Here is a 26,755-nt window from a genome sequence, read left to right on the forward strand (position 1 = left end):
GCCGCACGCCGCTGCGACGATGGACCCCATGAGGCGTCTGATCCGGCTGTCGCGGCCCGCGATACGTACGGTCACCTACACCCGGTGGCTGCACCTGTTCATCGGCGCGGTGGCGGCGCCGATCGTCGGACTGGTCTACCCGGGGCTGGACGGTGACGGCGCCTCCATATGGCTGCTGCCGTTCGTGCCTCTGCCGCTGGTCGCGATCGCCGCGTGTGTCCCCGGTATGCGGGTGGCCGAGACGATGCAGGCGCAACTGCTGCTCTTTCCCAGGCCGACGGCGCCGGCTCGGCGACAGGACCTCGGGATCGCCGGTTCGCCCTCGGCCTCGTGGGGCGACCGCTGGCGGGTCTTCGAATGGATGACGCTGCGGCTGTGGCTCGGCTTCGGGGTCACCACGGTCACCATCAACGGCGCCGTGCTGGTGCTGGGTCTGCTGACGCCGTCCCTGTGGCCACCGTTCGGGCCCGCGGTGCGGCTGCCGGGGGAGTGGAACTGGTGGTACCCGCTGCTCGCCCCGGTGACAGGCGCCGCGTTGATCGCCCTCACCTGGGCGTCCGGTGCGCTGATGGCCGCGCTCGCGCCCCGGCTGCTCGGTCCGTCCCCCGCGGAGCGGTTCGCGGAACTGGAGGAGCGTACCGAGCGGTTGCAGGAACGCACCCGGATCGCCCGCGAGTTGCACGACACCATCGGGCACGCGCTCACCATCGCCGTGGTGCAGGCGGGCGCGGCGCGCGCGGCCGGGACGCCGGAGTTCACCGACCGGGCGCTGGCCGCCATCGAGGACACGGGGCGCGAGGCCCTGTCCGAACTGGACCGGGTGCTGAGGCTGTTGCGCGAGGACGGCAACCCGGCGGAGCAGCGGTTCACGCTCGCCCGTGCCGGACGGCTGGTGGAGTCGGCGCGCGGGGCCGGGGCCGATGTGACCACGGAGACGGAAGGGGACGTCGAGGCCCTGCCCGGACCGGTCTCGCGTGAGGGCTACCGGATGCTCCAGGAGTGCCTCACCAATGTGCTGCGGCACGCGGGTCCGGTGCCGGTGACCGTACGGACCGCGGTCCGCGACGGCCGGCTGGAACTGGAGGTGCGGAACAAACTGCCCGCAGAGCCGGGCGACTTCCGCGACGGGGGCTCCGGGCTGCGCGGGCTCCACGAACGGGCCGTACTGCTCGGCGGGGTGGCCGAGTACGGGCCGCACGGGGGAGAGTGGCGGGTCCGAGTCACCCTGCCGCTACGGTGACCCGCATGCCGATCACCGTTCTGCTCGTCGACGACGACGCCCTCGTACGTGCCGGGCTGCGCGCCATCCTTGAGGCGCAGCCCGACATCGAGGTCGTCGGCGAGGCGGCGGACGGCGCCGCCGTCATCCCCTTGCTGAGGAAGTTGCGGCCGGACGTCGTCGCCATGGACGTACGTATGCCGCTGATGGACGGCATCGAGGCGACCCGGGCGGTGCTGCGGACGGTCGCCGACCCTCCGAGGATCCTCGTCATCACGACGTTCGAGGAGGACGAGTACGTCTACGAGGCGCTGCGCGCCGGCGCCGACGGGTTCCTGCTCAAGCGCGCCCGGCCCAGCGAGATCGTGCACGCGGTGCGGATCGTCGCGGAGGGCGAGTCGCTGCTCTTTCCGCCCGCGCTGCGCTCCCTCGCCGCCGCGCACGGCGACGAATCCTCACGGCGCGCACTGGAGAAGGCGGCGCTCACCGGACGCGAGGGCCAGGTCCTGCGGCTCGTGGCCCGCGGCCTGACGAACGCGGAGATCGCCGCGCGGCTGCATCTGGGCACCGAGACGGTGAAGACGCATGTGAGCGGGGTGCTCGCGAAGCTCGGCGCGCGGGACCGTATCCAGGCGGTGATCACGGCGTACGAGTCGGGCTTCATCACTCCGGGGGCCGACGAGTAGCGGATTCCTGCCGCTCGGCGGTCGGCGTCCGCCGGCAGGCCGGCCGGTCACGGCTTACGGGCGATTCCCGCGTAGCAGGCGGCTTCCGCGTCCGTGACGTTCTCGGCCTGGTCCTCAAGGTCGGGGCGCCAGCGCTGGGAGGGGACGAGGCCCGGGTCGAGAAGGTCCCAGCCGTCGAAGAGGCGGGCGATGTCCGCCTGGGAGCGTGCCTGTCCCGGGGTGCCCGCGGCGCGGTACGCGCCCGTGAGGCGGGCGATGCCTTCGGGGTCGAAGTCGGGGGTGACATGGGTGATGGTGAGGGTGCTTCCCTTGGGGAGCGCCGCCTTGAGGTGTTCGACGATGCCGTGGGCGCCCCCGTCGACAAGGTCGTCGGTGATGAAGTGGAGCAGCGCGTTGAGGCTCAGGGCGATGGGCCGCGTGAAGTCGAGGGTGTCCGATATCTCGGGTGTCGCCAGGAGTCCTGTGGGGTCGGTGGCGTCGGCGTGGGCGTAGGCGGTGTGGCCGTCGGCATGGCTGTGGAGCAGGGCACGGGCGTGGGCGAGGACGATCGGGTCGTTGTCGGTGTAGACGACACGCGACGAGGGGGTGACCTCCTGCGCGACCTCGTGGAGGTTGGGGGAGGTGGGGATGCCGGTGCCGATGTCGAAGAACTGGGTCATGCCCTGCTGTGCGAGGAACCGCGTGGAGCGGCGCATGAAACGCCGGTTGATCCGGGCGGTGGCCAGAAGGGAGGGGAAGGCGGCCAGAGCCTTGCCGGCGGCTTCCCGGTCGGCGGGGAAGTTGGTGGTGCCGCCGAGGTAGTAGTCGTACATACGGGCCGAGTGCGCCTGATCCAGCTTCAGGTCCACCGTGCTGTCGTCCGCCATGCCAGGCTCCCGGGGGGTTCTGCGTCGTCTGATCGTGGTCGTCTGATTGTGCGCCGGGTGCGCGCCCGCGTGAACACCCCCCTTCGCCATCGCAGTTCACTTCCCACCGCCCGCAGGTGACAACCGTGGAAGCGGAAGCCGTTCTGCGAAGGCGTTCGCCGCCGGGCTCGGACGAATGGGGAATGCACCGCCGGGACCGCCACCCGAACGCTTTAGTAGTCATACTATTGCTGTCTGTGAGAATCTTTGGGGGATGGGCTGCACAGGAAGGCCCGTCCTCCGGTTGGCTGACTCATGAGACAGCACGTCTCCGCCGACGCCCTCCGCCGTGGAGCGGCGCGGCGCCCAGTCGCTCAAGGACTTTTGTGGAACTCGATCTGGAAGATCCGGTGGACCGGGGAACCGCCGCCCGGATCCTCCCCGGCGCCATACGCACCCGTAACCGCTGCCTGCCGGCCACGGCGCCGCGCGCCGAGAACGGGATGTGATGGCGGCTTCTTCGCCCAGGACACGGGGTAACAGCGCGAGCGCTCCCTGGGACGCCCGACGGGGGGTGCTGGGTCTGACCTTCGACGCCTTCCACGACTACCACCGCAAACTGTGGATGCGTTACGCCCACACCCAGGTCGGCGGCCGGCCCGCGGCCGAGACCGTCGTGGACGCCGCGTGCGCGCGTCTGAAGAGCGACTGGAAGTACGTCCTGGCACAGGAGTCGGTGCCCCAGTACGCGTGGTCGCTGCTGAAGGAGGAGATCCACCGCTGGCTGGACGAACGCGGGCTCGAACCCCTCCTGGTGGGCACCGCGGCCTTCCACGCGGCCATCGGGAAACTCCTCCTGCACGAGCCGCGCGACGAGTTCGCCGTCCTGGCGGGCGAACTCGGCCTGTACGCGGCCATCGCCGGTCTGCCCGAGCGCCAGTACGACGTCATCGTCCTGCGGTTCGTCCTAGGCATGGACGAGGGGCACGTCGCGGAGTATCTCGGCATCGAACTCGCCACCGTACGCTCCCATGTACGGCACGCCCGACGGCGCCTGGCGCGCGAGCTCAACATCAAGACCGGCCCGACCGAGACGGAAGACTAGACGTGCGCACCAACGACCACGCTTCCATCAGCGACCTGCTGAACCAGGCGGAAGTCCTCGCGGACACCTACACGGACTACGACACCGAGGCCGCCCGGCAGCGCGTCGACACCAAGGCCGGCTCCCCGGATACCGGCGACGGCCCCGATGCGCGGCGTCCTGTCGCCGCCCACGAGCAGGCCGCCCGGGATCTCGACCTGGCGGTCGCCCTCATCGTCGACACCCCGCAGGCGGCAGCGGCGTTGGAACGGCTGGCGGATGACGACCGGCCCGACCCCGAGGGCGCGGTCGTCTTCGCCGCGCTGCTCCATCTGGCCCGGGACCATGACGCGGCCCAGTTCTGGTGGCAGTTCGCCGCCGGCGGCGGCAACCGGACCGCCGCCTTCTGTCTCTCCCTCGCGCACGGGCGGCGCGCGGAGTTCAGTGACGCCAGGCACTGGCGCGCGGAGGCCCGAAGACTGGACACCGCCCCGGCCGACACCACGCCGACTCCGCCCGCCCGCCCGCTGCTGCCGGAGAGCATCCGCCACCAACTGCTCACCCAGTGCCGCTCCGGCACCCGCCCGACCCTCCCGGCCCGGCTGGAGGCGGTCATCAACCGCCTCCCGGTCGACCCGGACCTCGACTACGGCACCATCCCCCGCCCGGTCCCCACCCTGACCCACGACCTTCCCCACGACCACCAGGCCCCGCCGGGCACGCGGCCGTGAGCCGGTCACCGGAGCAGCGCCGCCCAACTCTCCGGCGAACGCCGAGACATCGGCCGGGCCGCTCGGGGCTCCTTGGCCGAGATAGCCCTCGATCAACGGGCGCACCACCCTCGGATCGCCCTCGGCCACAGGCCCGTTGAACGGGGTGGCGAACCGGAAGGCCACATTCACAGCCTCTCGCCAAGGCACTTCCGCTGTGACGCCGTCCCAGTCGATCAAGGCGTATCCCGTCGGTGTGCGTAGCGCGTTGGCTTGTGAGGTGTCCCCATGGACCAGGACAGCCCAGTGGTGTTCTCGTCGCGCCTCGCCGATCAGGACCGTCCCCATCCACTCCGCGGCTTCCGGAAAGTGTGAAGTGTCCGCGCGCGGGGTTCCCGTCGGGCTGCCGAAGGTCATGTCCCTCGATCCACTCACTCACCCGCACCAGTTCCTCGCCCGCCGGGTTGTGCCAGTAGCCGATTGCCGGGGACGGAGGTTCGACCGGCCGGGGCATCGGAACACCGGCCTCCAGCGCCGCACTTTCGAGCCGATGCGCCCGTCGCGCGTGCCTGCGCTTCCAGTCACCGAGCAGCCGGTCCTTTTTCACCACCCACCGTCCACCGGACGTGGTCAGTAGCCGGCTGTCGGACGGGCGGTCGCCGTTGATGAGAGGACGCCAGTCTCCAAGTGGCGCGCCCAGGTCGAAAGCGCTCGCGATGGCGGCGGTATCAAGGGTCATCCCGGCAGTGTGGCGCCGCGGGTGGAGTCGACGCAGGCGGACACGGGCCGGAGCCTGAGAGAGCCGCGGTCGGGGCCTGGGGGCGTAGGCGGGGGCGGCTGCTCGTACGAGGGCGCGGGCGGCGGCGGGGGACAGGACGGTCGGCGTGCACGGGGCGAGCGTCGCCCAGCAGTGCCTTGCCGCCGGTCTGCTGGACGAGATCCAGATCCATCTGGCGCCGGTCCTGCTCGGCGGTGGCACGCGGCTGTTCGAGCACCTGGGCGGCCGGCACCAGCCGGAGCGTACGCAGGCGGTCGGGACCACCCACGCCACCCACCTGCGGTTCAAGGTGATCCGCTGACCCGTGATCCACTGGTTCACGGGCGCGCCGGCCGGCGGCGCGCGGATGGTGTCACCCGGCCGTGTCACAGGGGGCCGGGCTGTCTCGTCCCAGAGGGTGTAACCACTGACGACGACCGCAGAGGAGCACACCATGAACGCCGGAAACGCCCGACTGAACTTCTTCGCCAGCCCCACCGTCGGCAAGATCTCCAAGACCTTCATGTCGGTGGGCATGGGGCTCAAGGCGTCGGCGCTGCCCGCCGCGACACAGGAGCTCGTGGCGCTTCGCGTGAGCCAGATCAACGGCTGCGCCGTCTGCATCGACATGCACGTCAAGGAGGCCGTCGCCCTCGGCGAGACCGCCGTGCGGCTGAACCTGGTCGCGGCCTGGCGGGAGGCCGGCTCGCTGTTCACCGACGCCGAGCGGGCCGCGCTGGCGCTCGCGGAGGAGGGGACCAGGGTCGCGGACGCGGCGGGCGGGGTCAGCGACGAGACGTGGGAGTACGCCGCCAAGCACTACGACGAGGAGCAGCTCACCGCCCTGGTGATCCTGGTGTCCTTCATGAACACGGTGAACCGGCTCAACGTCATCACCCAGCAGCCGCTGGCCGACTACCGGGCCGGGCAGCTCGACCGGATGGCGGCGGCGGCCGGAGAGGAGTCGGCGTGAGCAAGGTCGACGAGTTCGAGGAGCTGCGCCCGCTGCTGTTCTCGATCGCCTACCGGATCCTGGGCAGCGTGAGTGAGGCCGAGGACGCGGTGCAGGAGACATGGCTGCGCTTCGACGGCTCGGCGACCCGGCCCACGTCGGCCAAGGCATTTCTGTCGGCCGTGGTGACCCGGATCTCGATCGATGTGCTGCGTTCCGCGCGCGTACGGCGGGAGCAGTACGTGGGCCCGTGGTTCCCCGAGCCGCTGCTCAGCGATCCGTACGAGGATCCGGCGCGGTCGGTGGAGCTGGCCGACTCGGTGTCGATCGCGGCGCTGCTGCTGTTGGAGCGGCTCACCCCGCTGGAGCGGGCGGTCTTCCTGATGCGGGAGGTGTTCGCCTTCGGGTTCGACGAGATCGCCGGGGCGGTGGGGCGCTCGGAGGCGGCGTGCCGGCAACTGCTGGTCCGGGCGCGGCGGCACATGGAGGCCGGGCGCCCGCGGTTCGAGGCGGACCGCGAGGAACGTCAGAAGCTGGCGGCACGGTTCTTCGACGCGCTGAAGGACGGCGACGTGGTCGGGCTGCGGGATCTGCTGGCGGCGGACGTGCAGCTGGTCGGCGACGGCGGAGGAAAGGCTCCGCAGCTGGCCAAGGCTCTCGTGGGCGCGGAGAGGGTGGCGCGGGTGCTGAGCACGGTCTTCCCCTTGCTGAGCCGGATCGACGTGACGTTCGAGCCGCAGGAGGTCAACGGTCAGCCAGGTGCGATCTTCCGCGACCGGGACGGCAAGGTGCTCCATATCCTGGCCCTGGACGTCCTCGACGGGCAGATCCAGACGATCCGCACCATCCTCAACCCCGACAAGCTCGGCCACGTCGGGCCGGTCGCCGACGCGTGGGCCATCGACCGTGAACTGAAGCGGGAGCGCCGGCGGGGGTGAGATCGGAACGGGACCGGCGGGAACGGACCGGATCGAAAACGGAGCGTCCGCCGGGCGGGTGGTCGTGGACGATGAACTGCGCCTGGCCGCCCTCCCGTTCGAGCGGGACCGTGGAGAGGCGCGCCGCGTCGGCGGCGCCGGCGGAGGTGAGCAACTGCCCGTTGTTGTCCGGGTGTGCGGCGGCCAGTTGACCGGCCGCGGCCCAGATGGACGCGATACGGGTGCCGCGCGCGGCGGGGGTGAGAGCCGCGACGGGGTCGGCGGTCCCGGGCACGACGACCGTGTCCGCGCCCTTGAGCCCGTCCAGCCCCAGGGGGCCCGCAAGGTGAAGGAGCCCGCGTCGACGTCCGGTTGCTTGGCACACACGCGCACCTGGTAGCCGCGGCTGCCCGGTGCGAGCCGGGTCCGGGCGAAGACCTCGATCGGGGTGGCCAGGTAGAAGGGGACGACCTGATCGAGAGCGAGGACGGCGACGGTGTACATGTCGGGAAGAAACCTGTCGGGGTGCGGGGCCTATGGGGCCTGGGGGCGGCGCGCGGCTCGTCCGCCGAGGGCGTGTTGGTGGGAGTGGCGTTGCCCGCCTGCGGGGGTCACCCTTGGCGGTTGTCCGCGCGCAGGGCGGGGCTCACCCCCGGCGGGCGTCCGCCCCAGTGAGGGGGCACCGCCCTCCCCTCAGGCGGGTGATGGCTCGTCGGCGTCTGCGATCGCGCGGCGGAGCCGAAGAGCCCGCGCGGTGCGATAGTGCTGGATCACGATCCGGCCGGATCCTTCGGATCGCTCTCGTACGGGACGTGCTCCGGCGACTCAGGCGACTCCGCGAGGGCGCGTGCCAGGCGTCGTGAGCCGGACGGCCGCAACACGACATCACCACGAACGTCGAGGTCCGGACGCCAAGAAGACGCGTGGCCACGGGTCTTCGCGAAGCCCCCCGCCGGGCGGCCCACCGTGGCTTTGCCAGTCCTTTACAACCCGCCCCGTCCCCGCCTCGTCTCTCCTCCCGATCTGTAGGCCCGCCCGCCGAATCCCCGTCCGGGCGGACGACGAAAGAGAGCGACTCATGCGCCGAACCGTCCTCAGTGCCATGGCACTTGCGAGCACCGCCGTGCTGGCGGGCACCGTGCCCGCCTTCGCCGACGACGCGGCTCCGACCCCGGTCCCCAGCACCCGCCCGACCCGGGACGCCACCCCCGCCCCCGCCGAGCCGTCGCAGGCGGTCCCCGCCCCGGCCAGGACCCCCAGCCAGGTCGCCGTCGTACCGGAGGGCGCGCCCAACACCGGAGTGGCGCCCGCTGCCTCGCAGTCCGGTACCGACAGCGCCCTGATCGGGACCGGCGCCGCGGCTCTCGTCGCGGGCGGTGCGGCGGTCTACGTCGTACGTCGTCGGCGAGCGACCGGGGCGTGACCCCGCCCTCCAGGCGTGCCTTCACCGCCGCCGCGCTGGCCTCGCTGCTCGTGGGCTGCGGCGGCCCCGGTGCGGACCGGGCCGCCACGGACGAGGATCGCTCCGGCGGCACACCACCTCCCGCCGCGAAGGCCCTCGCGCGCTCCGTCCCCGTCCGGCTGCTGATCCCGGCCATCGGGGTCGACACCCCGGTCATGGGGCTGGGGCTGGCCTCGGACGGCACCATGCGGGTGCCCCCGATCACGGCGGACGACCGCGCGGGCTGGTACCGGCACTCGCCGACGCCCGGTCAGGTCGGCCCGTCGGTGGTCATCGGCCATGTCACGGTCGGTTCCTACGGCGACGGGGTCTTCCGGGACCTCGCCCGGCTGCGCCGGGGCGACACGGTCACGGCGCGCCTGGAGAACGGCGCGGCGGCGGAGTTCGCCGTCAGCTCCGTACGGAAGGTCGCCAAGGCGGACTTCCCGGCGGACGACGTGTACGGGGACGTGGACCGCCCGGAGCTGCGGCTCATCACCTGCGGTGGGCCCCGCACCGGTGACGGCTATCTCGGCAACGTGATCGTCTTCGCCACGATGACCTCCGCGAACGGCCCCTGACGCGCCACCGGATCCCGGGCCGAGGGAACGTACGCCCTCGGTCCGGACTCCTCACCTATGGGGCCGGGCCGGTGGGCCCTGCCAGCCCCCCACTGCGGCCACGACCATGGAGAGCGTTGAAACGGTCCCGCGACAAGGCAGCGTCCGACCTGTTCGCCGCCCTCTACCCGCGCCTCGCCGGCTGGTGCCGCCGTCTGGTCGACGACGACGAGACGGCGCACGAGATCGCCTCCGAGGCGTTCACCCGGCTCTGGGCGCGGTGGACATCCGTGCAGGAGCCGCGCGGCTTCCTCTACGTCACCGCGGCCAACCTCGTACGGGACCACTGGCGCAAACTGGAGCGCGAACGCAAGGCCATCCGCCGCGTCACCTCCGAAGCCGCGGTCAGCCCGCACACCGAGCAGGCGGATCCTTCGGTACGTCTGCTCGTACAGTCACTCCCGGAACGACTGCGCGTCCCGATCCTGTTGCACTACTACGCCGACATGCCGATCCGGGAGGTGTCCGTGCTGACCGGGCGCAAGGAAGGAACCGTCAAGGCCGACCTCCACGCGGCCCGCGAACTGCTCCGCGCCCACCTGAGGAGAAGCCTTGACCACACGCGCTGACGACGGGCCGGAGTTCGACCCCGACGACCCCATCGCCGTCATCCTGCGGCCCACGTCCGACTCCCTCGGCCCACCGCCCCGCCGCTACGAGACGATCCGCCGCAGCGCCGCCCGCCGCCGGCTGCTCCGGACCGCCGCCGGGGCCGGCCTCTCGTGCGCCGCCCTCGCCCTCGTCGCCCTGCCGCTCCACCTCGCGACGACGTCCGACGGCCCGGCGTCCCCGACGGTCCCGCTCGCCCCGCCGCCGGCGACGCGTACCTCGCCGGACCCGGCCCCACCACAGGTCACCCCACGTCCCAGCGGAACGACCGGCCCCCCGGAGAGCGCGCCCGCCCCGAGCGCCCGCACCCGCGAGACCACCCCCACCCGCGGGTCCGTCCCCCGTGCCCCGACGGCGACTCCCAGCCAGGCTCTCGATGAACGCGCCCCGTTCCGCGGCGGGCTCGCCCCCAGCCCGGAGAGTCCGCTACGGCAGTAGAGGCAGCAGACGGGGAGCGCCACCTCAGCGAGCGCTCAGCAGCGTGCGCGTCTCCTTGTCGATCTGGCGTGTCTCGCCCGTCGGTACGACGATCACCGGGACCTCCGCCTCCGGCGCGCTGACCAGATACGCGGGCGCCTCGTCGTCCTCCGGCGGCACCAGCAGGCCGCCCGCGACGCCCAGGATGCCCAGCCCCGCGCAGATCTCCTCGCGCACCTCCGGCTGGTCCTCGCCGATCCCGCCGGTGAAGACCAGCGCGTCGATACGGTCCAGGGACGCGGCCATCGCCGCGATGCCGCTGCGGCAGTGGTGCGTGAAGACGTCCAGCGCCAGCGCCGCCCGCTCGTCGCCGGTCGCACGGGCGCGTACCAGGTCGCGGGTGTCCCCGGACGTACCGGAGAGGGCCAGCAGGCCCGAACGGTGGTCGAGGGCGTCGTCGATGTCCCGTGCCGACAGCCCGTGCCGGGTCTGGAGCCAGGTCAGGGCTCCCGGGTCGACGGCGCCGCTGCGATGGCTCATCACCAGGCCGTCCAGGGGAGTGAAACCCATGGTGGTGTCGACGCTCGCGCCGTCACGCACCGCGCACGCCGAGCAGCCGCCGCCGAGGTGGGCGATGACGATCCGCAGGCTCTTCGGCCGCCGCCCGAGCAGTTCGGCGGTGCGGGCCAGCGCCCACGCGTAGGACAGACCGTGGAAGCCGTAACGCCGCACACCGAACTCGCCGCGCCAGGTCTCGGGTACGGCGAACTCCCGGGCCGCCGCGGGCAGACCGGCGTGGAAGACGGTGTCGAAGCAGGCGATGTGCGGCACGTTGGGCAGCAGCTCACGGGCCGCGTCGAGTACGCGCAGGGCCGGCGGCACATGGGAGGGAGCGAGGTCGGACGTGCGCTGGAGGGCGTCCCTGACGTCGTCGTCGACCAGGGTGTGGTGCCGCAGTTCCGGGCCGCCGTGCACGATCCGGTGTCCGACCGCCGTGGGCGCGGGCGCGTAGCGGAGCAGGTCGCGGAGTTGCCCGGCCATGTTGTCGCCCGGCGCCGACGTGTCGTCGTACGAGGCGAGTGCCGTGCCGTCGTTCGCGAAGACGGTCAGGTGCACGCTGGAGGACCCGGCGTCCGCCACCAGCACGGGTTCACGCTCGTGATCGGCCACGACATGCCTTCCTTTCGGGTCTTGCTTCTCGGAGTGCGCCTCAGCCCACGTCGCCGGTGGTACGCCCGGCCGGCAGCAGCGCGCCGATGTCGACCGGCAGCGCGGCGGCGATCTTGTTCATCAGCTCGGGGGCGAGAGCGGCGTCCAGCACCTCCAGCACGGCCGCCGCCTCGCGGAGGGCCGCGTCATCCGTGGTCCCCGCCCGGTCCGCGATCCGGCCCGTGAAGGCGACCAGGTCGAACCGTTCGCCGGAGCCCGCGTCCCGCCCCTCCGCGACGGCGAACTCCGCCGGCCGCCGCAGGTCGGCGGCCAGCTCCGGCGGCAGCTGCGCCGCGACGTGCTCGGCGAGCCCCGCCGGCAGCCGTTCGCCCAGTGTCCGCAGCACCGCCTGGGTCGCCCGCTCGGTGGATCCACGGTCCGGCAGCTGGGCGAGCGCCTGAATCTTGCCGATCATCTCGTCGTGGTGCATGGCGTGATCCTCTCCGGACGTCACTGGTCCCGGCGCCCGGCCCCGGATCCGCGGGCGGAACGCGAACGGGGGCGCCGACGAGGACCCGCGCGGCGCCCGCACACGGGCGGTCGCCGCCGGCACCGGGTGCGGCCCGCAGCCTCAGGGTGAGTCCGGGTCCGCGTTCCGGCAAGTTTGGGGCGGCGCCATTCGGCTACCCATGGAGGCGACCCGTACGAGCGGGACCACGGGCCCACGACCCCGCAGGCAGGAGAGGCACCATGCGTATCGGAATCATCGGAGCTGGCCGTATCGGCTCCACACTCGCCCGGCACTTCGCCGCCATCGGCCACGAGGTCGCCCTCGCGAACTCGCGCGGCCCCGAGACGCTGGCGGAGCTGGTCGCAGGCATGGACGGCTCCGTCCGGGCGGTCACGGCCGCGGAAGCGGCCCGGTTCGGCCAGGTGGTCGTCGTGTCGATCCCGTACGGGCACATCGGCGATCTGCCCGTCGCCGAGCTGCGCGACAAGGTCGTCGTGGACACGTGCAACTACTACCCGGACCGGGACGGCCACGAGCCCGACCTGGACGACGACTCCACCACCTCCAGCGAGAAGCTCCGGAACGCGACGGACTCGAACCTGGTCAAGGCGTTCAACGCGATCTACTGGGACGCCCTGCGCGACCGTGGCCGCCCCAAGGGCGACCCCGAACGCCTGGCCATCCCGATCTCCGGCGAGGACGAGGAGGCCGTGGCGGTCGTGGCCGGACTGATCCGCGACATCGGCTTCGACCCGGTCAACGCCGGTCACCTCGGCGGGGGAGGCCGCAAGCACCAGCCCGGCACTGGCGTCTACACCGCACAGCTGTCCGCCACCGAGCTGGACGCACGGCTGCACAGCGCGTGATGCCCCGCCTCCCCCTCGGTGCGAGGCGCCTCCGCCCACGTCGGAGCAGTAGCGTGTGTGGCAGAGGAGGGACTAAAAAATGGCTACGGATACGGCTACAGAGAAGGCGGTCCTCGCGGGCGGCTGCTTCTGGGGCATGCAGGATCTGATTCGCGGTCTGCCGGGGGTGATCTCCACCCGGGTCGGTTACACCGGGGGCGACGTCCCGAACGCGACGTACCGCAATCACGGAACGCACGCCGAGGGCATCGAGATCGTCTTCGACCCCGAGAAGACCAGCTACCGCCAGATCCTGGAGTACTTCTTCCAGATCCACGACCCCACGACGCTCAACCGTCAGGGCAACGACATCGGCCTCAGCTACCGGTCGGCCATCTACTACGCCGGCGACGAGCAGAAGCGCGTCGCCGAGGACACCATCGCCGACGTCGAGGCCTCCGGCCTCTGGCCGGGGAAGGTCGTCACCGAGGTGGCCGCGGAGGGCCCCTTCTGGGAGGCGGAGCCCGAGCACCAGGACTATCTGGTCCGCTACCCCGACGGATACACGTGCCACTTCGTCCGGCCGGGCTGGAAGCTGCCGGTCCGCAGCGAGCGGTAGACACGCCCCAGCGCTCTGATCGTTCGTCCCCGATCACCGGCCCGGACCGTCACCGGTCCCTCCGGAGATCGGGGACACCGTTGTTCCGCCCCGCCTGCCGGACTCAGACCGCGAAGACCTGTGCGTCGTCCGCGAACGCCTTGAACTCCAGCGCGTTGCCCGCGGGATCGAGCAGGAACATCGTCCACTGCTCGCCGGGCATCCCCTCGAAACGCACGTACGGCTCGATGACGAACGCCGTCCCCGCCGCACGGAGCCGGTCGGCCAGCTCGTGGAATTCCGGCGGAGTCAGCAGCAGCCCGAAGTGCGGTACGGGCACCTCGTGCCCGTCGACCTCGTTGCGTACGCCCTCGCCGCGGCCAGGAGCCAGATGCGTCACGAACTGGTGGCCGTGGAGATTCCAGTCCACCCAGGTCGCCGAGCTGCGGCCTTCCGCCAGGCCGAGTACGCCGCCGTAGAAGCGGCGGGCGGCGGCGAGATCGTCCACGGGCATGGCGAGATGGAAACGCGGTATGCGGGAGCCGGGGTTTGCCATGAGGGTGTCTCCGCCCTTCGTCGCGGTCACGGGTCGCGTCGTTGTTCTCATACAGGGGAACTGGTCACGGGCACTGTAGGGAAGGCCCGTTACCCTCACGCCGGTCTCTCCCGCACCACGTCCGTCGGCTTCTTGTCGTCCCGCAGCCCCAGGAAACGCGGGTGCCGCAGCATCCCGTCCCGTGTCCACTCGGTGAACGCGATCTGGGCGACGAGCCGGGGCTCCGACCAGTGCGGAGCCCGCTCCCTGACCACGTCGGCGAACGGCGAGCGGGGCGTCGCGGCCTCGTCGAGCCGTCTGCGGAGGTCCAGGAGCGTCGCGCGGTCGTAGCCCGTCCCCACCTTGCCCGCGTACCGGAGCCGCCCGTCCTCGTAGTGGCCGAGAAGCAGCGCGCCGAAGCCGACACGGGAGCGGGACGGCTCCGTGTAGCCGCCGATGACGAACTCCTGCCCCCGCTCGCACTTGAGCTTCAGCCACCCCGTCGAGCGCCGCGGTTCGTACCGGCCCGCCGCCCGCTTCGCGATCAGCCCCTCCCAGCCGTCGGCGCACGCCTGGTCCAGCAGTTCCTGACCGCCCGCGTTGCGGTGCGGGGTGAAACGCAGTGGCGCCCGGTAGGTCAGCGCCCTGCGCAGCAGCGACTTGCGCGAGCGCAGCGAGATCGCGGTGAGATCGGCGCCGTCGAGCCGCAGCAGATCGAACAGGTAGTACGTGACCGCCACCCCGCTGGCCCGCGCCCGGCGGGCGTCGCTGATGCCCATCCGCTGCTGGAGCCTGGCGAAGTCGGTACGGCCGTGTGAGTACGCGACGACCTCCCCGTCCACCGTGAAGTCGGCGCATTCCTGCGCGGCGAGGGCGTCGACGATCTCCGGGTACGTCGCGTCGAGGCGGCGTCCGGTGCGCGACAGCAGCCGTACACCCGAGGCGTCGCGCACGGCGAGCACCCGGACGCCGTCCAGTTTGCGCTCGAAGATCCAGCCGTCGCCGAACAGCCGCCGGTCGGTCAGCGTGGCGAGCATCGGCGCGGACGCCAGCAGCGCGCCGGACCGGGCGGCGCCCAGCCTGCCCCGCTCGTCGGCGGGCAGTGTGTCCAGGAGGCTGTTCATCGGGCCTCGCCTCTCTCCGTGTCAGGGGCTACGGGGGGAGGCTCCCCGGGAAGTGGTGCGCGGTGCCCCTGTCGGCACAGCTGATCACCCGTTAGGGGCGGCCCGGGGCGGCCGGACACCTCCTAGGAGGCGCGGTGCGCCGGTTGGAGGCCCGCGTACACCCCGCCGCTCGTCATCAGGGACTCGTGCGTACCGACCTCCGCGATCCGGCCGTGCTCCATCACCACGATGGTGTCCGCGCCCCGGATCGTGGAGAGCCGGTGGGCGACGACGAAGACGGTACGGCCGTCGACCAGCCGCGCCAGCGCCTCCTGCACCAGCGCCTCCGAGCGGGTGTCGAGGGCGGATGTGGCCTCGTCCAGGACGAGCACCCGGGGGTCGCGTATCAGCGCGCGGGCGATCGCGAGCCGCTGCTTCTGCCCACCGGACAGGCGCGCGCCGCGCTGTCCGACGACGGTGTCCAGACCGTCCGGCAGCCGGTCGACGAATTCGAGGGCGTTCGCGTCCCGCAGCGCCCGCCGCACGGTCGCCTCGTCCATGCCGTCGAGACCGTAGGTGACGTTCTCCCGGATCGTGCCCTCGAACAGGATCGACTCCTGCGGTACGACGGACAGGAACCGGCGGTAGCTGCGCAGGTCGAGGGAGGCCATGTCCGTGCCGTCCAGCAGGATGCGCCCGGAGGTGGGGCGGATGAAGCCGATGAGGAGGTTGAGTACGGTCGACTTGCCCGCGCCGGACGCGCCGACCAGGGCGATGGTCCGACCCGGCCTCGCGGAGAGGGTGAAGTCGGCCACCGCGGTGTCGGGCGATCCCTCGTACTGGAAACCGACGCCCTCGAAATCGATCCGTCCGGCCACCGAACCGACCTGCTCCTTGCCCGTGTTGCTCTCCAGGTCGGGAGCCTGGAGGACCTCGCCCGCCGACCGAACGGACTCAAGTCCCTTGCTGATGACGGGCGCCAGCCCGAGCAGGGGCACCATCGAGGAGGTCAGGGTGGTGAAGAAGGCGCTCAGCATGACGACGTCGCCCGCCGTGATGGGCAGCAGACCGTGGTACGCGACGAGCGCCGAGCCCGCGAGACACGCCACGCCGAGGGAGTTGAGCAGAATCCACGCGAGCGCGCCGAAGCGCCCGTTGAGCAGATCGAGCCGCACCCCGGCCGCGAGCACCTGCCGCAGCGAGCCGTCGATACGGACCATCGCCGCGCCTTCGAGACCGTGCGCACGCGTGATCGGGATCAGCGAGGTCATCTCGCTGACGCGCGACGACATCCGCTCCACCTCGTGGCGGAACGCGGCGTTGTGGCTGTGGAGTCGTCCGCGCAGCCGCACGATCAGGAAACCGGCGGCCGGGACGACGAGCAGGAAGACGGGGAGGAACGACGGTACGCGCACCCCGATCACGACGAGACCGCCGACGAGCGTGATGACGGCGGCCAGCCCCATGTCCGAGGACTGCTGCACCATCTGCTCCGTTGAGGATCAGGAGCACGAGCAGCACGCCCGCGTTGATCCAGATGCCGGAGACCGGGCCGTGCTGCACGACGGTGTCGATGATGTTGGCGGTGATGAGGGGAAGCAGCCAGATCGGGCTGTGCTTCCCGATGAACGCGAGGACGGCGAGCGCGAGACGAGGACGGTCGGGACGGAAGAGATAGCCAAGAGTCCGTACGGGATGTTCACCCCGGTAGCGGTGGTCGAGCGCCGCGGATGACGGGGTGGAGGAGACCGGTCGCTGCATGCGCCAAGCAAATCCCGCCCCCTCGCGGCCGTGCAACCCGCTCCCGGGCCGCCCGCCTCAGCCGGCGAACGGCGTGCCGGGGACGCCCTGCCCCGCGTCCGGCAGGACGAGGAGCGAGCCGGTCAGCGGGTGCGGGCCGGCCACTCCGACGCGGGCCGTGGTGATGTAGAGGTCGCGCAGCCCGGGACCGCCGAACGCACACGACGTGGGCCGGAGTACGGGCAGTTCGACGGTACGGTCCAACTCGCCGTCCGGCGTGTAGCGGCGGATCGCCGCGCCGTCCCACAACGCGACCCAGACGCAGCCGTCCGCGTCGACGGTCAGTCCGTCCGGGTGCCCGGCGCCGGGCTCGATCGTCGCCAACGGGCCCTGGTCGGCCAGCGGTTCGCCGGGGGAGTGCGTGTCGGCCCGGAACCGGTCGATCCGGCCGGTGGGAGTGTCGATGTAGTACATCGTCCGCCCGTCCGGACTCCAGCCGGTGCCGTTGCCGACGGTGACGGGCCACGTGTCGGTGACGACCGGCGCGGACTCGCCCGGGGCCGAGGGGGCGCGTCCCACCCGGATCAGCGTCCCGCCGCCCGGCGTCTCGTCGTAGCGCATGCTGCCCGCCCACAGCGCGCCGTCGGGCGCGACGGCCGCGTCGTTGCCCCGGCGGCCGGGCACCGGGTCGTGCACCAGCCACGAGAAGTCGCCGCCGGGGCCGTACAGACCGATGCCGTCACGGAGGTTGACCACCAGCCCGCCCCCGGCCCGGGGGAGCGCGGCACCGACATGCTGCTCGGCGGCCATCACCGTACGGCGGCCGTCGGACGGGTCGAAGGTGTGAATCCGTGCGGAGAGGATGTCCACCCAGATCAGCCGCCCGGCCGCCGGATCCCATGCGGGACCCTCACCCAGCGTGGCCCGTTCCCGTACGGCGACCTCGATCCGCCGCCCGGTCCGCGTGCTCGTCGTCGCCGGACTCATCGCTCCCCACCCTTCGCCGAAAGCCTCTGCCAGGTGTCCGCGGGCGGACGCTGCCCCCGACCACTCCTGCTCCAGTCACAGACCCCGCTCGCGAACACCGCACGCAGCTCCGCGAGTTCACCGTCGGTGAACGTCACCGCGTAGTCGGCCGGATCCACCGCCTCGCGGCGACACGCGATCACATCGTCCGCGAGCGGGGCCCCCGCGACCAGCCTCGGGGTCGGAAAAGCCGGGTAGAGCGCGCCGCACTCGCCCGCGTTGTCGTAGCCGAGGCGCTGCTCGATCTTCCGGGGCTCCGCGTCCCTCGTCCAGCACGCGTCGGTCAGCCCCGCCGGCTTGTGCGCCACGACGTCCCGGGGCGTCCACGCCGCTCGCGAGCCGTACGCCGTCAGTGACGTCAGCCAGCTGTCCATCTCCGTGAGGGCGTGCCGCAGCGCGGGGCTCTTGAGGCTGAACCCGTGGCGGTTGTCCTCCGCGAGCATCACCTGGTTGTCCGCGTCGCCGTTGGCCGCGATCAGCCGGGCACGGGTGGAGAACCCGTGCACCGCCATGTGGATGTCGCCCCCGGGCAGATCGTCGGTGTAGGAGCGGTGGTCGATGACCGGTGTGGTGGCCAGACCGGCGCCGCCCCACAGGATGCGGCCCGTGCCGTACGCCGCCCCGGTCGCCGCGGCGTCGGCGGCCGTCCGCCCCGCGGTGAACTCGGCGTCCCGGTCGATGCCCCCGACGCGGGAGTTGAGGTCGATGAACTGCCGCTTGTCGATCACGCCCTCGTTCAGCGCGTCGAGGCCGTACTGCACACCCACGTTGTCCAGCGGGCGCAGCGCGGCGCCGGTGCCCGGGTCGGTCCCGTACACGTTCACGGTGTGGTCGAAGACCGTGCCCCGCGCCCCGTCGGGATTGGTGCGCGCGTCGTAGCGCCGGTCCTCGGGCAGCGCGGCGGGGAACTCCGCGTCCGGGTCGAGGCGCTTCGCGCCGTCGCTCAGGTTCGGGATGCTCGCCCGCTCGCGGAAACCGGCGACCGCCCTCTGCTGCTCGGCGCTGAACCCGTCCGGCGCGGACTCGGCGAAGTAGTGGTCGAGCAGCCGGGAGTCCAGCAGTGTCGTGTTGGTCGCCGACGTCACGTCGGGGAAGCTGCACCCGACGATGATGCCGTCGAGCAGACCCGGGTAGTTGTCGGCGGTCTGATAGCTCTGGTACGAGCCGCCGGAGCACCCCCAGCCGATGGTGAAGCGCGGGACGCCGTACCGCTCCACGAAGTGCTCCTTGACCATCATCGTGGTCTCGGAGGCCAGCAGGTCGTTGCAGTTGTTCCCGAAGACGTTGAGGGACGAGGAGGCGACGGCATACCCGCGGCCCAGCATCTCGGTGTCCAGTACGCCGCCGGTGTTCGTGCCCTGTGTGTACCAGCCGCCCCGGCAGCCGCCACCGAACGTGTACATCAGCCGCCCGTTCCACCCCTCGGACGGCCGCGCCCGGGTCGGCTCCGGCGCGGCGGGGTCGGCCAGCATGGATATCTGGAACACGCCCCGGTTGAGCGTGCCCGTCTCGATCCGGATGAGGAACGGCACGCGGGCACCGGTGCTCGTGGTGGTCGTCGCGAGGTCCGCCGGGCGGCTCGCCGGATCGGCCAGCGGCTTCACGGTCCCGTCGGTGGAGCGGTACGCGTGGTCCACCCGGGTGGTCACCGAGCAGTCCTCGTCCAGCGGCGGCCCCAGTGTGGAGCCGTCGACCAGTTTGAACGACTCCGTACCGCACATGAACGGGCTCTCGTGCGGACCGCTGATGACCGGCCCTGTCGGGGGATGGTCCCGAACCTTCAGCGCGGCCCGCGCGCCGGGCCGGCCGGGGACGGTCGCGACGAGCCGGTTGGTGCCTTCGCGCAGGGAGGTCACCAGACCGGTCAGGGTCCCGGGCGCGGAGGCCTCCCCCGTGAACGCGTCCGTGACGTCCGTGCCGTCGCGGGTGATCCGTACGTCGTCGGGATCCAGGCCCCGCGGGACCCCGACCCGCACCAGTACGTCACCGCCGGTGACCACCGAGGGCCTGGTCGACAGCGTGCCGATGGTGAGCCGCTCGCCGCCGGGCCCCGCGCTGCCCGGCCGCTCGGCGGCGGCACTCGGCAGACAGGTCAGCAGCAGCGCACCAGCGGCGATCGAAATCGCGAGAACGGGCCGACGGGACACCTGTGAACCCCCATAATCTGTTCACCGGCCACATCGGCCGGTGAACTCGTGTCACACACATCACTCGCGAACCCGCAAAATGGTTCATCGGACCAGGTGCGGGGTCAAGACCGCCTGCCCGCCCTCGCGGCTCGCCCACCATCTGAGAGAGGTGTAGAAAGGGTTCATGGCCGGACGCGACGGCCGCCGGCGCTCCGTTCTGAAGATGAGGACAGTCGCAGGCCAGGTCTTTCTCCTTCAGGTGGCGATCGTCGTTCTGCTCGTCGCCGCCGCCTCCGCCGCGCTTGTACTCCAGGGCCGCTCGGACAGTGAGCGCGAGGCCCGCAACCGCTCCGTGGCCGTGGCCGAAACCTTCGCGAACTCTCCGGGCATCCAGGCCGCGCTCAAGAACCCCAACCCGGCGGAGGTCCTGCGCCGACCCGCCGAGCTGGCCAGGGAACGCTCCGGCGTGGACTTCGTCGTCGTCCTCAACACCCACGGAATCCGCTACACCCACCCGATTCCCAACCGGGTCGGCAAGATGTTCGTCGGCACGTGGAAGCCCGCCCTCAAAGGGCATGTCGTGACGGAAAAGGCCACCGGTACCATCGGCCCCCTCGTGTCCGCGGTCGTCCCCGTCTACGACTCGCGCGGCAAGGTGGTCGGGCTCGTCTCCGCGGGCATCACCATCAAACATGTGAGCTCCGTGGTCGACGAGGAGCTCCCCCTGCTGTTCGGCTCCGCGGGCGGTGTGCTCCTCCTGGCCCTGGGCGGCACGGCCCTGGTGAGCAGACGGCTCCGCCGTCAGACACACGGACTCGGACCCTCCGAGATGACCCGGATGTACGAGCACCACGACGCGGTTCTGCACGCCGTACGCGAAGGAGTCATCATCGTCGGCAGCGACAGCAGACTGCTGCTCGCCAACGACGAGGCCCGCAGACTGCTCGACCTGCCGAAGGACGTGGAGGGCCGCGTGATCACCGACCTGGGTCTCGACCCGGACACCCGGACGCTGCTGGGCTCCGGCCGGACGGCGACCGACGAGGTCCATCCCGTCGGCCAGCGGATGCTCGCCATCAGCCAGCGGCCCACGGACCAGGACGGCGGCCCGCCCGGCAGCGTGACCACCCTGCGTGACACCACCGAACTCCAGGCGCTCACCGGAAAGGCCGACGTGGCCCGGGAACGGCTGCGGCTGCTCTACGACGCCGGTACGGAGATTGGTACGACCCTGGACGTCGTCCGCACCTGCGAGGAACTGGCCGAATTCGCCGCCGCCAATTTCGCCGACTTCGCGAGCGTCGACCTGGCCGAGGCCGTCCTGCGCGGCGAGGAGCCGACCACCGTCGTGCTGGAGATGCGCCGCACCGCGTTCAGCGGCCCGGACGTGGAGACCTCGCTGTACCCGCTCGGCGAGCTGATCCACTTCGCCCCCCACACCCCGATGAGCGACGCCATCATGAACGGCGAGCCCATCCTGGTCGCGAATCTCGCCGCGTTCTCCGGCTGGCACAAAGCACAGCCCGAACGTGCCAGGAGGCTCGTGGACGAAGAGGGCATCCACTCGATGATCACCGTGCCCATGCAGGCCCGGGGTGTCATCCTCGGCGTCGCGACCTTCTGGCGGGCCGCGCGGGCCGAGGCGTTCGAGGGCGAGGACCTGTCGGTCGCCGAGGAACTGGTCGCCAGGGCGGCGGTCAGCGTCGACAACGCCCGCCGCTACTCGCGCGAGCACACCATGGCCGTCACCCTCCAGCGCAGCCTGCTCCCGCGCGGCCTGCCCGACCAGAACGCCATCGACGTCGCCTACCGCTATCTGCCCGCCCAGGCCGGTCTCGGCGGTCTCGGAGGCGTCGGCGGCGACTGGTTCGACATCATCCCGCTGCCCGGCGCCCGGGTGGCGCTGGTCGTCGGTGACGTCGTCGGTCACGGTCTGCACGCCGCCGCCACCATGGGCCGACTGCGCACCGCCGTCCACAACTTCTCCACCCTGGACCTGCCGCCCGACGAACTCCTGTGGCACCTGGACGAGTTGGTCACCCGTATCGACCAGGACGAGGCCGCAGGGGTGGCCGGCGCCGGAGTCACCGGCGTCACCTGCCTGTACGCGATCTATGATCCCGTCTCCGGGAACTGCTCCATGGCGCGGGCCGGCCACCTCCAACCCGTCATCGTCCACGAGGACGGCACGGCGGTGTTCGCCGAGGTGCCCGGCGGCCCGCCGCTGGGGCTCGGCGGACTGCCTTTCGAGACCCTCGACGTCCACCTGCCGGAGAACAGCCGACTCGTGCTCTACACCGACGGTCTCGTCGAGGACCGGCAGCGCGACATCGACGAGGGACTGACGCTGCTACGCCGCACGCTCGCCGCCCAGGCCGACCGGACCCCCGAGCAGGCCTGCGACGCGGTCCTCCAGGCACTGCTGCCCGAGACCCCGCGCGACGACATCGCCCTGCTGATCGCCCGTACACGCGTACTGGACAACGAGCACGTCGCCGACTGGGAGATCCCCGCCGACCCCGCCGCCGTGGGCAGACTGCGGGCCGACGTCACGCGCAGACTGACGGAGTGGGGCCTGGTCGAAGAGGCGTTCACCACCGAGCTGATCCTCAGCGAACTGGTCACCAACGCGATCCGCTACGCCTCCGGGCCCATCCGGGTACGGCTGATCCGCGACCGCAGCCTGATCTGCGAGGTGTCCGACCACAGCAGCACCTCCCCGCATCTGCGCCAGGCGGCGGGCACCGACGAGGGGGGCCGCGGACTCTTCCTCGTCGCCCAGTTCGCCGAGCGCTGGGGCACCCGGTACAGCGGCCAGGGCAAGGTCATCTGGACAGAGCAGCCGATCGGCGTTTCCTGAGTACGGCAGCGCATGGATACGGCAGGGCAGCCGCGCCGTGTGTCAACTCGGACTGGGCCGTACGGGAGCCGACGAGCGAGGTCCGTGCGGACGCCATAGGCTTCTCAATAGTGCGAATCAGGCACGTCAGTGTGAACTCCAACAGACGTGGCACCCGCCCGGCATACGTGTGCGAAGCACTGCCCGCAAGCGACTGTCCGCGTGTTCCACGCGCATCTCAGGTCGGCGCTTTCCCGCCGGCACCGCTCAATCCGGTCGCGCTCAAGGCCGGGAAGAGAAAGGGACTGGGTTATGGGGCTGCTGCCGACCGTACTGATCTCTCTGGTGTTTCCGGCCCTGATGCTGCTGATCACGGTAGGGCTCGGACGTATGGAGGAATTCCTGTTGCCACATCTGCGGGCGCCACTGCCGGCCGAGGGTGAGACGGACACCCCATCGGAGGAGGCCAGGGACTCACCGCCCGCGGAATCGGATACGAAAGACGCCCCTCTCGCCGAAGACATCCCCGCCGAGGACGTCCCCGGCATCCCCGTCAAAGACAGCCGCGCCGCGGAGATCCGCGCCGCCAACGCCCGCGCGGATGTCGCCAAGGCCCGCGCGGAAGCCGTACGGCGCTCCGCCCGGCGACGCGCCTACGGAACCCCGCGCTCCACCATGGGCCGTACCAACACCGGCCCGCCGCGCGGGGCACGGACGACCCCCCTGAGGTTCCGATGAAACAGCGCACCGTCGTAGACGCACTGCTCCACACCCACGGCGGCACCTACGCCGCTGACGCCGGCATCAGACTGCGTGACACCCCCCAGCCCCTGTACCAACTGCTCGTCCTCGCCCTCCTGTTGAGCGCCCCGATCCGGGCCGGCACCGCCGTCGCCACGCTGCGCGCCCTGCGCGACGCGGGGATGCGCAACCCCCGCCGGATGCTGGACGCGACCTGGCAGCAGCGCGTCGACGCCCTCGGCAAGGGTGGTTACCGGCGTTACGACGAGAGCACCGCCACCCGGCTCGCGGACGGGGCCGAGCTGTTGATCCGGCGGTGGCACGGCGACCTGCGCCGTATGCGCGCCGAGGCCGACGGAGACGTGCCGATCCTGCGCCACCTCCTTCAGGACATGCCGGGGATCGGCCCTGTCGGGGCGGACATCTTCCTGCGCGAGGTCCAGGCCGTCTGGCCCGAGGTGGTGCCCTACTTCGACACCAAGGCGCTGCACGGCGCCGAACGTCTCGGCCTCGGCAACGACGCCTCCCGCCTCGCCCGCCTGGCCGGGGACGAAGGCCCCGCCACCCTCGCCGCCGCGCTGGTCCGCGCCTCACTGGACGACGACATCGTCGAGGACTCCCTGCGCGAGGCACGATCCGCCGCCTAGGACCTGGCGAAACAGGCTCCGGGCCCCCGCCCCGCGATCAGTACTCGCTGTCGATGCCCGTGACGAACGCCGCGCCCAGCGGTGCGTCGTCCGTCGAGAAGCCGGCCTCGGTCAGCGCGGCGACCGCGACCTCCTTCGCCTCGGCCTCGGCACTGCGCCTGTTGTCCGCCTCGATCTCCAGCCGGATGCTGAACGTGCCGCCCTCGTTGACCGTCAGCCTGTCCAGTTCCTCGGCCTCGCCCAGAGCCGTGTGCTGCGGGTCCGCGGGCAGGAGCGCCCGCAGCAGCGCCGCGCGGGAGTCGGCGTCGAGCGTGCGCAGGAAGGTGCCCGGGACGGTGATGACGTACGCGGTCATGCGAACTCCTGGCGTTGACGGCCCCCGTTTCCCTTCCATTTTCCGGGAATCGGATTCCGGCGCTTACTTATGCTTTTGAACATTCGCCCAGGCGGGCGGGAGACGTCTCGGTTCCCGGCGGGCGTTCGGTGTGGGATGCTGAACGCTCCGTATTCTCCCTTCTCCCTGCCGAGGCACTATGCGCTGCGTCATCGCCCGTTTTCCCTTCGATCTGGTCAAGAGCGAGGTGCAGCTGGCGATGAAGGGCATCAAGCCCGAGCCGATCACGGGCGAGTCCGTTGTCATCGGCCGCCGTACGTACCCGGTGAAGCAGGTGGGCGAGGTGATCACCCGCCAGGACCGGCGTGACTTCTCCGCCTCCGAGGTGACCCGCGCACTCACCCGTCTCGGCTTCACCTGCCACAGCGGCGCTCCCGCCCCCAGCCCGGTGGAGGAACCCAGCCCGCTGGAGAAGGCGTCGGCGATGATCGGCAGCCCCGAGCGGGACTGAGCGGATCACGCCCACGGCACACGGAGAGGGCCCCGTCACCGACCGGTGACCGGGCCCTTTTCCTGTGCGGACCGGACCTACGCGGACCAGCTGCGCGACGACGACTGGCGCGCGCCGCCCGACCGGCCACCCGAGCCACCGGCCCCCGATGACCTGCGGCTCTGGACCGGCCGGCTGCGGCCACGGCTGCCCGAACCGCCCTTGGCGCGCTCCGAGACGGGCGCGGAGATGACCACGGGGACACCCGAGGGCGCCTGCGCCCCGGTGATCCGGCTCAGCTCGGCCTCGCCGGAGTGCACCTGCGCGACCTGCGGGACGATGCCCGCGTCGGCCATCAGGCGCGTCATCTCGCGACGCTGGTTGGGCAGGACGAGCGTGACGACGCTGCCGGACTCCCCGGCGCGCGCGGTACGGCCGCCCCGGTGCAGATAGTCCTTGTGGTCGCTCGGCGGGTCGACGTTCACGACGAGGTCGAGATTGTCGATGTGAATGCCGCGCGCGGCGACGTTCGTCGCCACGAGCACCGTGACATGACCCGTCTTGAACCTGGCGAGCGTCCTGGTGCGCTGGGGCTGCGACTTGCCGCCGTGCAGCGCGGCGGCGCGTACGCCACTGTTCAGCAGGTGCTCGGTCAGCCGGTCGACGGCGTGCTTGGTGTCCAGGAACATCAGCACCCGGCCGTCGCGTGCCGCGATCTCCGTGGTGGTCGCGTACTTGTCGGCGTTCTGCACATGCAGGACGTGGTGCTCCATGGTGGTGACCGTGCCGACGGCGGCGTCGACGGAGTGGACCACCGGGTCGTTCAGATAGCGGCGGACCAGCAGGTCGACGTTGCGGTCCAGCGTCGCGGAGAACAGCATCCGCTGGCCCTCGGGCCGTACCTGGTCGAGGAGTTCGGTCACCTGCGGCATGAAGCCCATGTCGGCCATCTGGTCGGCCTCGTCGAGGACGGTGATGGCGACCCGGTCCAGCCGGCAGTCGCCGCGTTCGATGAGGTCCTTGAGCCGCCCCGGGGTCGCGACGACGACCTCCGCGCCGACACGGAGCGCTCCGGCCTGGCGGCCGATCGACATCCCGCCGACGACGGTGGCGAGCCGCAGCTTCAGTGAACGCGCGTACGGCGTCAGCGCGTCGGTGACCTGCTGGGCCAGCTCCCGGGTCGGTACGAGAACGAGTGCCAGCGGCTGCTTCGGCTGGGCACGCTGTCCCGCGGTGCGCACGAGGAGCGCCAGGCCGAAGGCGAGGGTCTTGCCGGAGCCGGTGCGCCCGCGCCCGAGGACGTCGCGTCCCGCGAGCGAGTTGGGCAGCGTCGCCGCTTGGATCGGGAACGGCTCGGTGACGCCGAGGCCGGTGAGCGTCGTCATCACCGGCGACGGCATGTCCAGCTCGGCGAAGGTCGACACGGCGGGCAGGGCGGGGGTGACGGTGACCGGCAGGGCGAACTCGCCCTGGACGGCGGCGGGACGGCGGCCGTAGCCGCCGCCCGACCGGCCGGAGGAACCGGACCGGCCGCCGGAGCCCGATGACCCGGGGCGGAAGCGGCCGCCGCCACCGCCGGAGCCACCGGAGCGGGTACGTGAGTAACGGTCGTTCGTGCGAGGCGTGCGGTTCATGCTGAACCTCTCTCGATGCGGCACGTATCGAGGAACTCTTGGCAGAATGACCGCGCAAGGAATCGCAAGAACGAGCCGGGGGAAAACAAAAACAGAACAGTGCCGGGACGTGAAACACCGTGAATCGGCACCCGAGAATTGCCCGGAGCGGACCGGGCGTGAGCCGCTGGGCGACGG

General features: G+C 71.6%; 26 protein-coding genes and 3 pseudogenes. 18 read left to right on the top strand and 11 right to left on the bottom strand.

Annotation, left to right across the window (positions count from 1 at the left end; translation table 11 throughout):
* The first annotated feature begins 28 nt into the window (after positions 1–28).
* Positions 29–1,240, top strand: coding sequence for a sensor histidine kinase (locus OIE74_RS36510; RefSeq protein WP_443076325.1), 1,212 nt, complete (start codon positions 29–31; stop codon positions 1,238–1,240).
* Positions 1,241–1,245: 5 nt separating this feature from the next.
* Positions 1,246–1,905, top strand: coding sequence for a response regulator transcription factor (locus OIE74_RS36515; protein ID WP_329391528.1), 660 nt, complete (start codon positions 1,246–1,248; stop codon positions 1,903–1,905).
* A gap of 47 nt (positions 1,906–1,952) precedes the next feature.
* Here OIE74_RS36515 and OIE74_RS36520 read toward each other — a convergent pair whose 3' ends face one another.
* Positions 1,953–2,771 (bottom strand): SAM-dependent methyltransferase, encoded by an 819-nt coding sequence (locus tag OIE74_RS36520; protein ID WP_329391531.1) that lies wholly within the window; start codon positions 2,769–2,771, stop codon positions 1,953–1,955.
* A gap of 365 nt (positions 2,772–3,136) precedes the next feature.
* Here OIE74_RS36520 and OIE74_RS36525 point away from each other — a divergent pair, with 365 nt between their 5' ends.
* The 6 genes and pseudogenes from OIE74_RS36525 (at position 3,137) to OIE74_RS36550 (ending at position 7,191) form a co-directional block, all read left to right on the top strand.
* On the top strand, positions 3,137–3,259 hold the full coding sequence (locus OIE74_RS36525) for a hypothetical protein (protein WP_329391533.1): 123 nt from the start codon (positions 3,137–3,139) through the stop codon (positions 3,257–3,259).
* A 65-nt stretch (positions 3,260–3,324) separates the two neighbouring features.
* On the top strand, positions 3,325–3,855 hold the full coding sequence (locus OIE74_RS36530; protein ID WP_329391535.1) for a sigma factor-like helix-turn-helix DNA-binding protein: 531 nt from the start codon (positions 3,325–3,327) through the stop codon (positions 3,853–3,855).
* A gap of 2 nt (positions 3,856–3,857) precedes the next feature.
* Entirely contained in the window at positions 3,858–4,565 is a 708-nt protein-coding gene (locus OIE74_RS36535) for a hypothetical protein (RefSeq protein ID WP_329391537.1), read from the top strand.
* Between the two features lie 857 nt (positions 4,566–5,422).
* Positions 5,423–5,623: pseudogene (locus tag OIE74_RS36540) on the top strand (dihydrofolate reductase family protein); the annotation flags it as partial.
* Positions 5,624–5,755: 132 nt separating this feature from the next.
* Entirely contained in the window at positions 5,756–6,274 is a 519-nt protein-coding gene (locus OIE74_RS36545; protein ID WP_329391539.1) for a carboxymuconolactone decarboxylase family protein, read from the top strand.
* The gene (locus OIE74_RS36550) at positions 6,271–7,191 is read left to right on the top strand and encodes an RNA polymerase sigma-70 factor (protein WP_329391542.1); all 921 of its coding nucleotides are present in this window, start codon (positions 6,271–6,273) and stop codon (positions 7,189–7,191) included. Before OIE74_RS36545 ends, OIE74_RS36550 begins: the two co-directional genes overlap by 4 nt.
* Positions 7,192–7,234: 43 nt before the next feature.
* On the opposite strand, the pseudogene OIE74_RS36555 reads toward OIE74_RS36550, so the two are convergent.
* Positions 7,235–7,674, bottom strand: a pseudogene (locus OIE74_RS36555) (AraC family transcriptional regulator); the annotation flags it as partial.
* Between the two features lie 574 nt (positions 7,675–8,248).
* Between OIE74_RS36555 and OIE74_RS36560 the strand changes: the two are divergent.
* The 4 genes from OIE74_RS36560 to OIE74_RS36575 all read left to right on the top strand — a co-directional run bounded on the left by OIE74_RS36560 (position 8,249) and on the right by OIE74_RS36575 (position 10,278).
* Entirely contained in the window at positions 8,249–8,593 is a 345-nt protein-coding gene (locus tag OIE74_RS36560) for a sortase-dependent protein (protein WP_329391545.1), read from the top strand.
* The gene (locus tag OIE74_RS36565) at positions 8,590–9,192 is read left to right on the top strand and encodes a class F sortase (protein WP_329391547.1); all 603 of its coding nucleotides are present in this window, start codon (positions 8,590–8,592) and stop codon (positions 9,190–9,192) included. The genes OIE74_RS36560 and OIE74_RS36565 overlap by 4 nt, the downstream gene beginning before the upstream one ends.
* 116 nt (positions 9,193–9,308) lie before the next feature.
* Positions 9,309–9,800 (top strand): RNA polymerase sigma factor, encoded by a 492-nt coding sequence (locus OIE74_RS36570; protein ID WP_329391550.1) that lies wholly within the window; start codon positions 9,309–9,311, stop codon positions 9,798–9,800.
* The gene (locus OIE74_RS36575) at positions 9,784–10,278 is read left to right on the top strand and encodes a hypothetical protein (protein ID WP_329391552.1); all 495 of its coding nucleotides are present in this window, start codon (positions 9,784–9,786) and stop codon (positions 10,276–10,278) included. Before OIE74_RS36570 ends, OIE74_RS36575 begins: the two co-directional genes overlap by 17 nt.
* Before the next feature lie 24 nt (positions 10,279–10,302).
* Here OIE74_RS36575 and OIE74_RS36580 read toward each other — a convergent pair whose 3' ends face one another.
* Complete coding sequence (locus OIE74_RS36580; protein WP_329391554.1) at positions 10,303–11,427, bottom strand: acetate/propionate family kinase; 1,125 nt, start codon at positions 11,425–11,427, stop codon at positions 10,303–10,305.
* A gap of 40 nt (positions 11,428–11,467) precedes the next feature.
* Positions 11,468–11,896: a DUF2267 domain-containing protein gene (locus OIE74_RS36585; protein ID WP_329391556.1), complete on the bottom strand. Its 429-nt coding sequence runs from the start codon at positions 11,894–11,896 to the stop codon at positions 11,468–11,470.
* A 260-nt stretch (positions 11,897–12,156) separates the two neighbouring features.
* Between OIE74_RS36585 and OIE74_RS36590 the strand changes: the two genes are divergently transcribed.
* Together OIE74_RS36590 and msrA are read left to right on the top strand one after the other, a co-directional pair.
* Positions 12,157–12,783, top strand: a complete 627-nt coding sequence (locus OIE74_RS36590) for an NADPH-dependent F420 reductase (protein WP_329391558.1) — start codon at positions 12,157–12,159, stop codon at positions 12,781–12,783.
* Positions 12,784–12,862: 79 nt separating this feature from the next.
* Positions 12,863–13,381: a peptide-methionine (S)-S-oxide reductase MsrA gene (gene msrA / locus OIE74_RS36595; protein ID WP_329391560.1), complete on the top strand. Its 519-nt coding sequence runs from the start codon at positions 12,863–12,865 to the stop codon at positions 13,379–13,381.
* A gap of 103 nt (positions 13,382–13,484) precedes the next feature.
* Here msrA and OIE74_RS36600 read toward each other — a convergent pair whose 3' ends face one another.
* The 5 genes and pseudogenes from OIE74_RS36600 to OIE74_RS36620 all read right to left on the bottom strand — a co-directional run bounded on the left by OIE74_RS36600 (position 13,485) and on the right by OIE74_RS36620 (position 19,911).
* Positions 13,485–13,916 (bottom strand): VOC family protein, encoded by a 432-nt coding sequence (locus OIE74_RS36600; protein WP_329391562.1) that lies wholly within the window; start codon positions 13,914–13,916, stop codon positions 13,485–13,487.
* Positions 13,917–14,011: 95 nt separating this feature from the next.
* Entirely contained in the window at positions 14,012–15,019 is a 1,008-nt protein-coding gene (gene ligD, locus OIE74_RS36605) for a non-homologous end-joining DNA ligase (protein WP_329391565.1), read from the bottom strand.
* A 122-nt stretch (positions 15,020–15,141) separates the two neighbouring features.
* Positions 15,142–16,759: pseudogene (locus OIE74_RS36610) on the bottom strand (ABC transporter ATP-binding protein).
* 57 nt (positions 16,760–16,816) lie between these two features.
* Complete coding sequence (locus OIE74_RS36615) at positions 16,817–17,725, bottom strand: SMP-30/gluconolactonase/LRE family protein (RefSeq protein WP_329391567.1); 909 nt, start codon at positions 17,723–17,725, stop codon at positions 16,817–16,819.
* Positions 17,722–19,911, bottom strand: a complete 2,190-nt coding sequence (locus OIE74_RS36620) for a DUF6351 family protein (RefSeq protein ID WP_329391569.1) — start codon at positions 19,909–19,911, stop codon at positions 17,722–17,724. The genes OIE74_RS36615 and OIE74_RS36620 overlap by 4 nt, the downstream gene beginning before the upstream one ends.
* Before the next feature lie 166 nt (positions 19,912–20,077).
* On the opposite strand from OIE74_RS36620, the gene OIE74_RS36625 reads away from it, so the two are divergent.
* From OIE74_RS36625 to OIE74_RS36635, 3 genes are all read left to right on the top strand, one after another.
* A complete protein-coding gene (locus tag OIE74_RS36625) occupies positions 20,078–22,753 on the top strand; it encodes a SpoIIE family protein phosphatase (RefSeq protein ID WP_329391571.1) in 2,676 nt (891 codons plus the stop codon).
* Positions 22,754–23,044: 291 nt separating this feature from the next.
* Entirely contained in the window at positions 23,045–23,470 is a 426-nt protein-coding gene (locus tag OIE74_RS36630) for a hypothetical protein (protein ID WP_329391573.1), read from the top strand.
* Positions 23,467–24,120 (top strand): endonuclease, encoded by a 654-nt coding sequence (locus OIE74_RS36635; RefSeq protein WP_329391575.1) that lies wholly within the window; start codon positions 23,467–23,469, stop codon positions 24,118–24,120. The genes OIE74_RS36630 and OIE74_RS36635 overlap by 4 nt, the downstream gene beginning before the upstream one ends.
* 37 nt (positions 24,121–24,157) lie before the next feature.
* On the opposite strand, the gene OIE74_RS36640 is transcribed toward OIE74_RS36635, so the two are convergent.
* On the bottom strand, positions 24,158–24,475 hold the full coding sequence (locus OIE74_RS36640) for a hypothetical protein (RefSeq protein WP_329391577.1): 318 nt from the start codon (positions 24,473–24,475) through the stop codon (positions 24,158–24,160).
* 178 nt (positions 24,476–24,653) lie between these two features.
* Here OIE74_RS36640 and OIE74_RS36645 point away from each other — a divergent pair, with 178 nt between their 5' ends.
* Positions 24,654–24,965: an SCO5918 family protein gene (locus OIE74_RS36645; RefSeq protein WP_329391579.1), complete on the top strand. Its 312-nt coding sequence runs from the start codon at positions 24,654–24,656 to the stop codon at positions 24,963–24,965.
* A gap of 77 nt (positions 24,966–25,042) precedes the next feature.
* Here OIE74_RS36645 and OIE74_RS36650 read toward each other — a convergent pair whose 3' ends face one another.
* Entirely contained in the window at positions 25,043–26,578 is a 1,536-nt protein-coding gene (locus OIE74_RS36650; protein ID WP_329391581.1) for a DEAD/DEAH box helicase, read from the bottom strand.
* Positions 26,579–26,755: the final 177 nt, after the last annotated feature.

It is taken from the genome of Streptomyces sp. NBC_01716, from assembly GCF_036248275.1.
Lineage (GTDB): Bacteria > Actinomycetota > Actinomycetes > Streptomycetales > Streptomycetaceae > Streptomyces.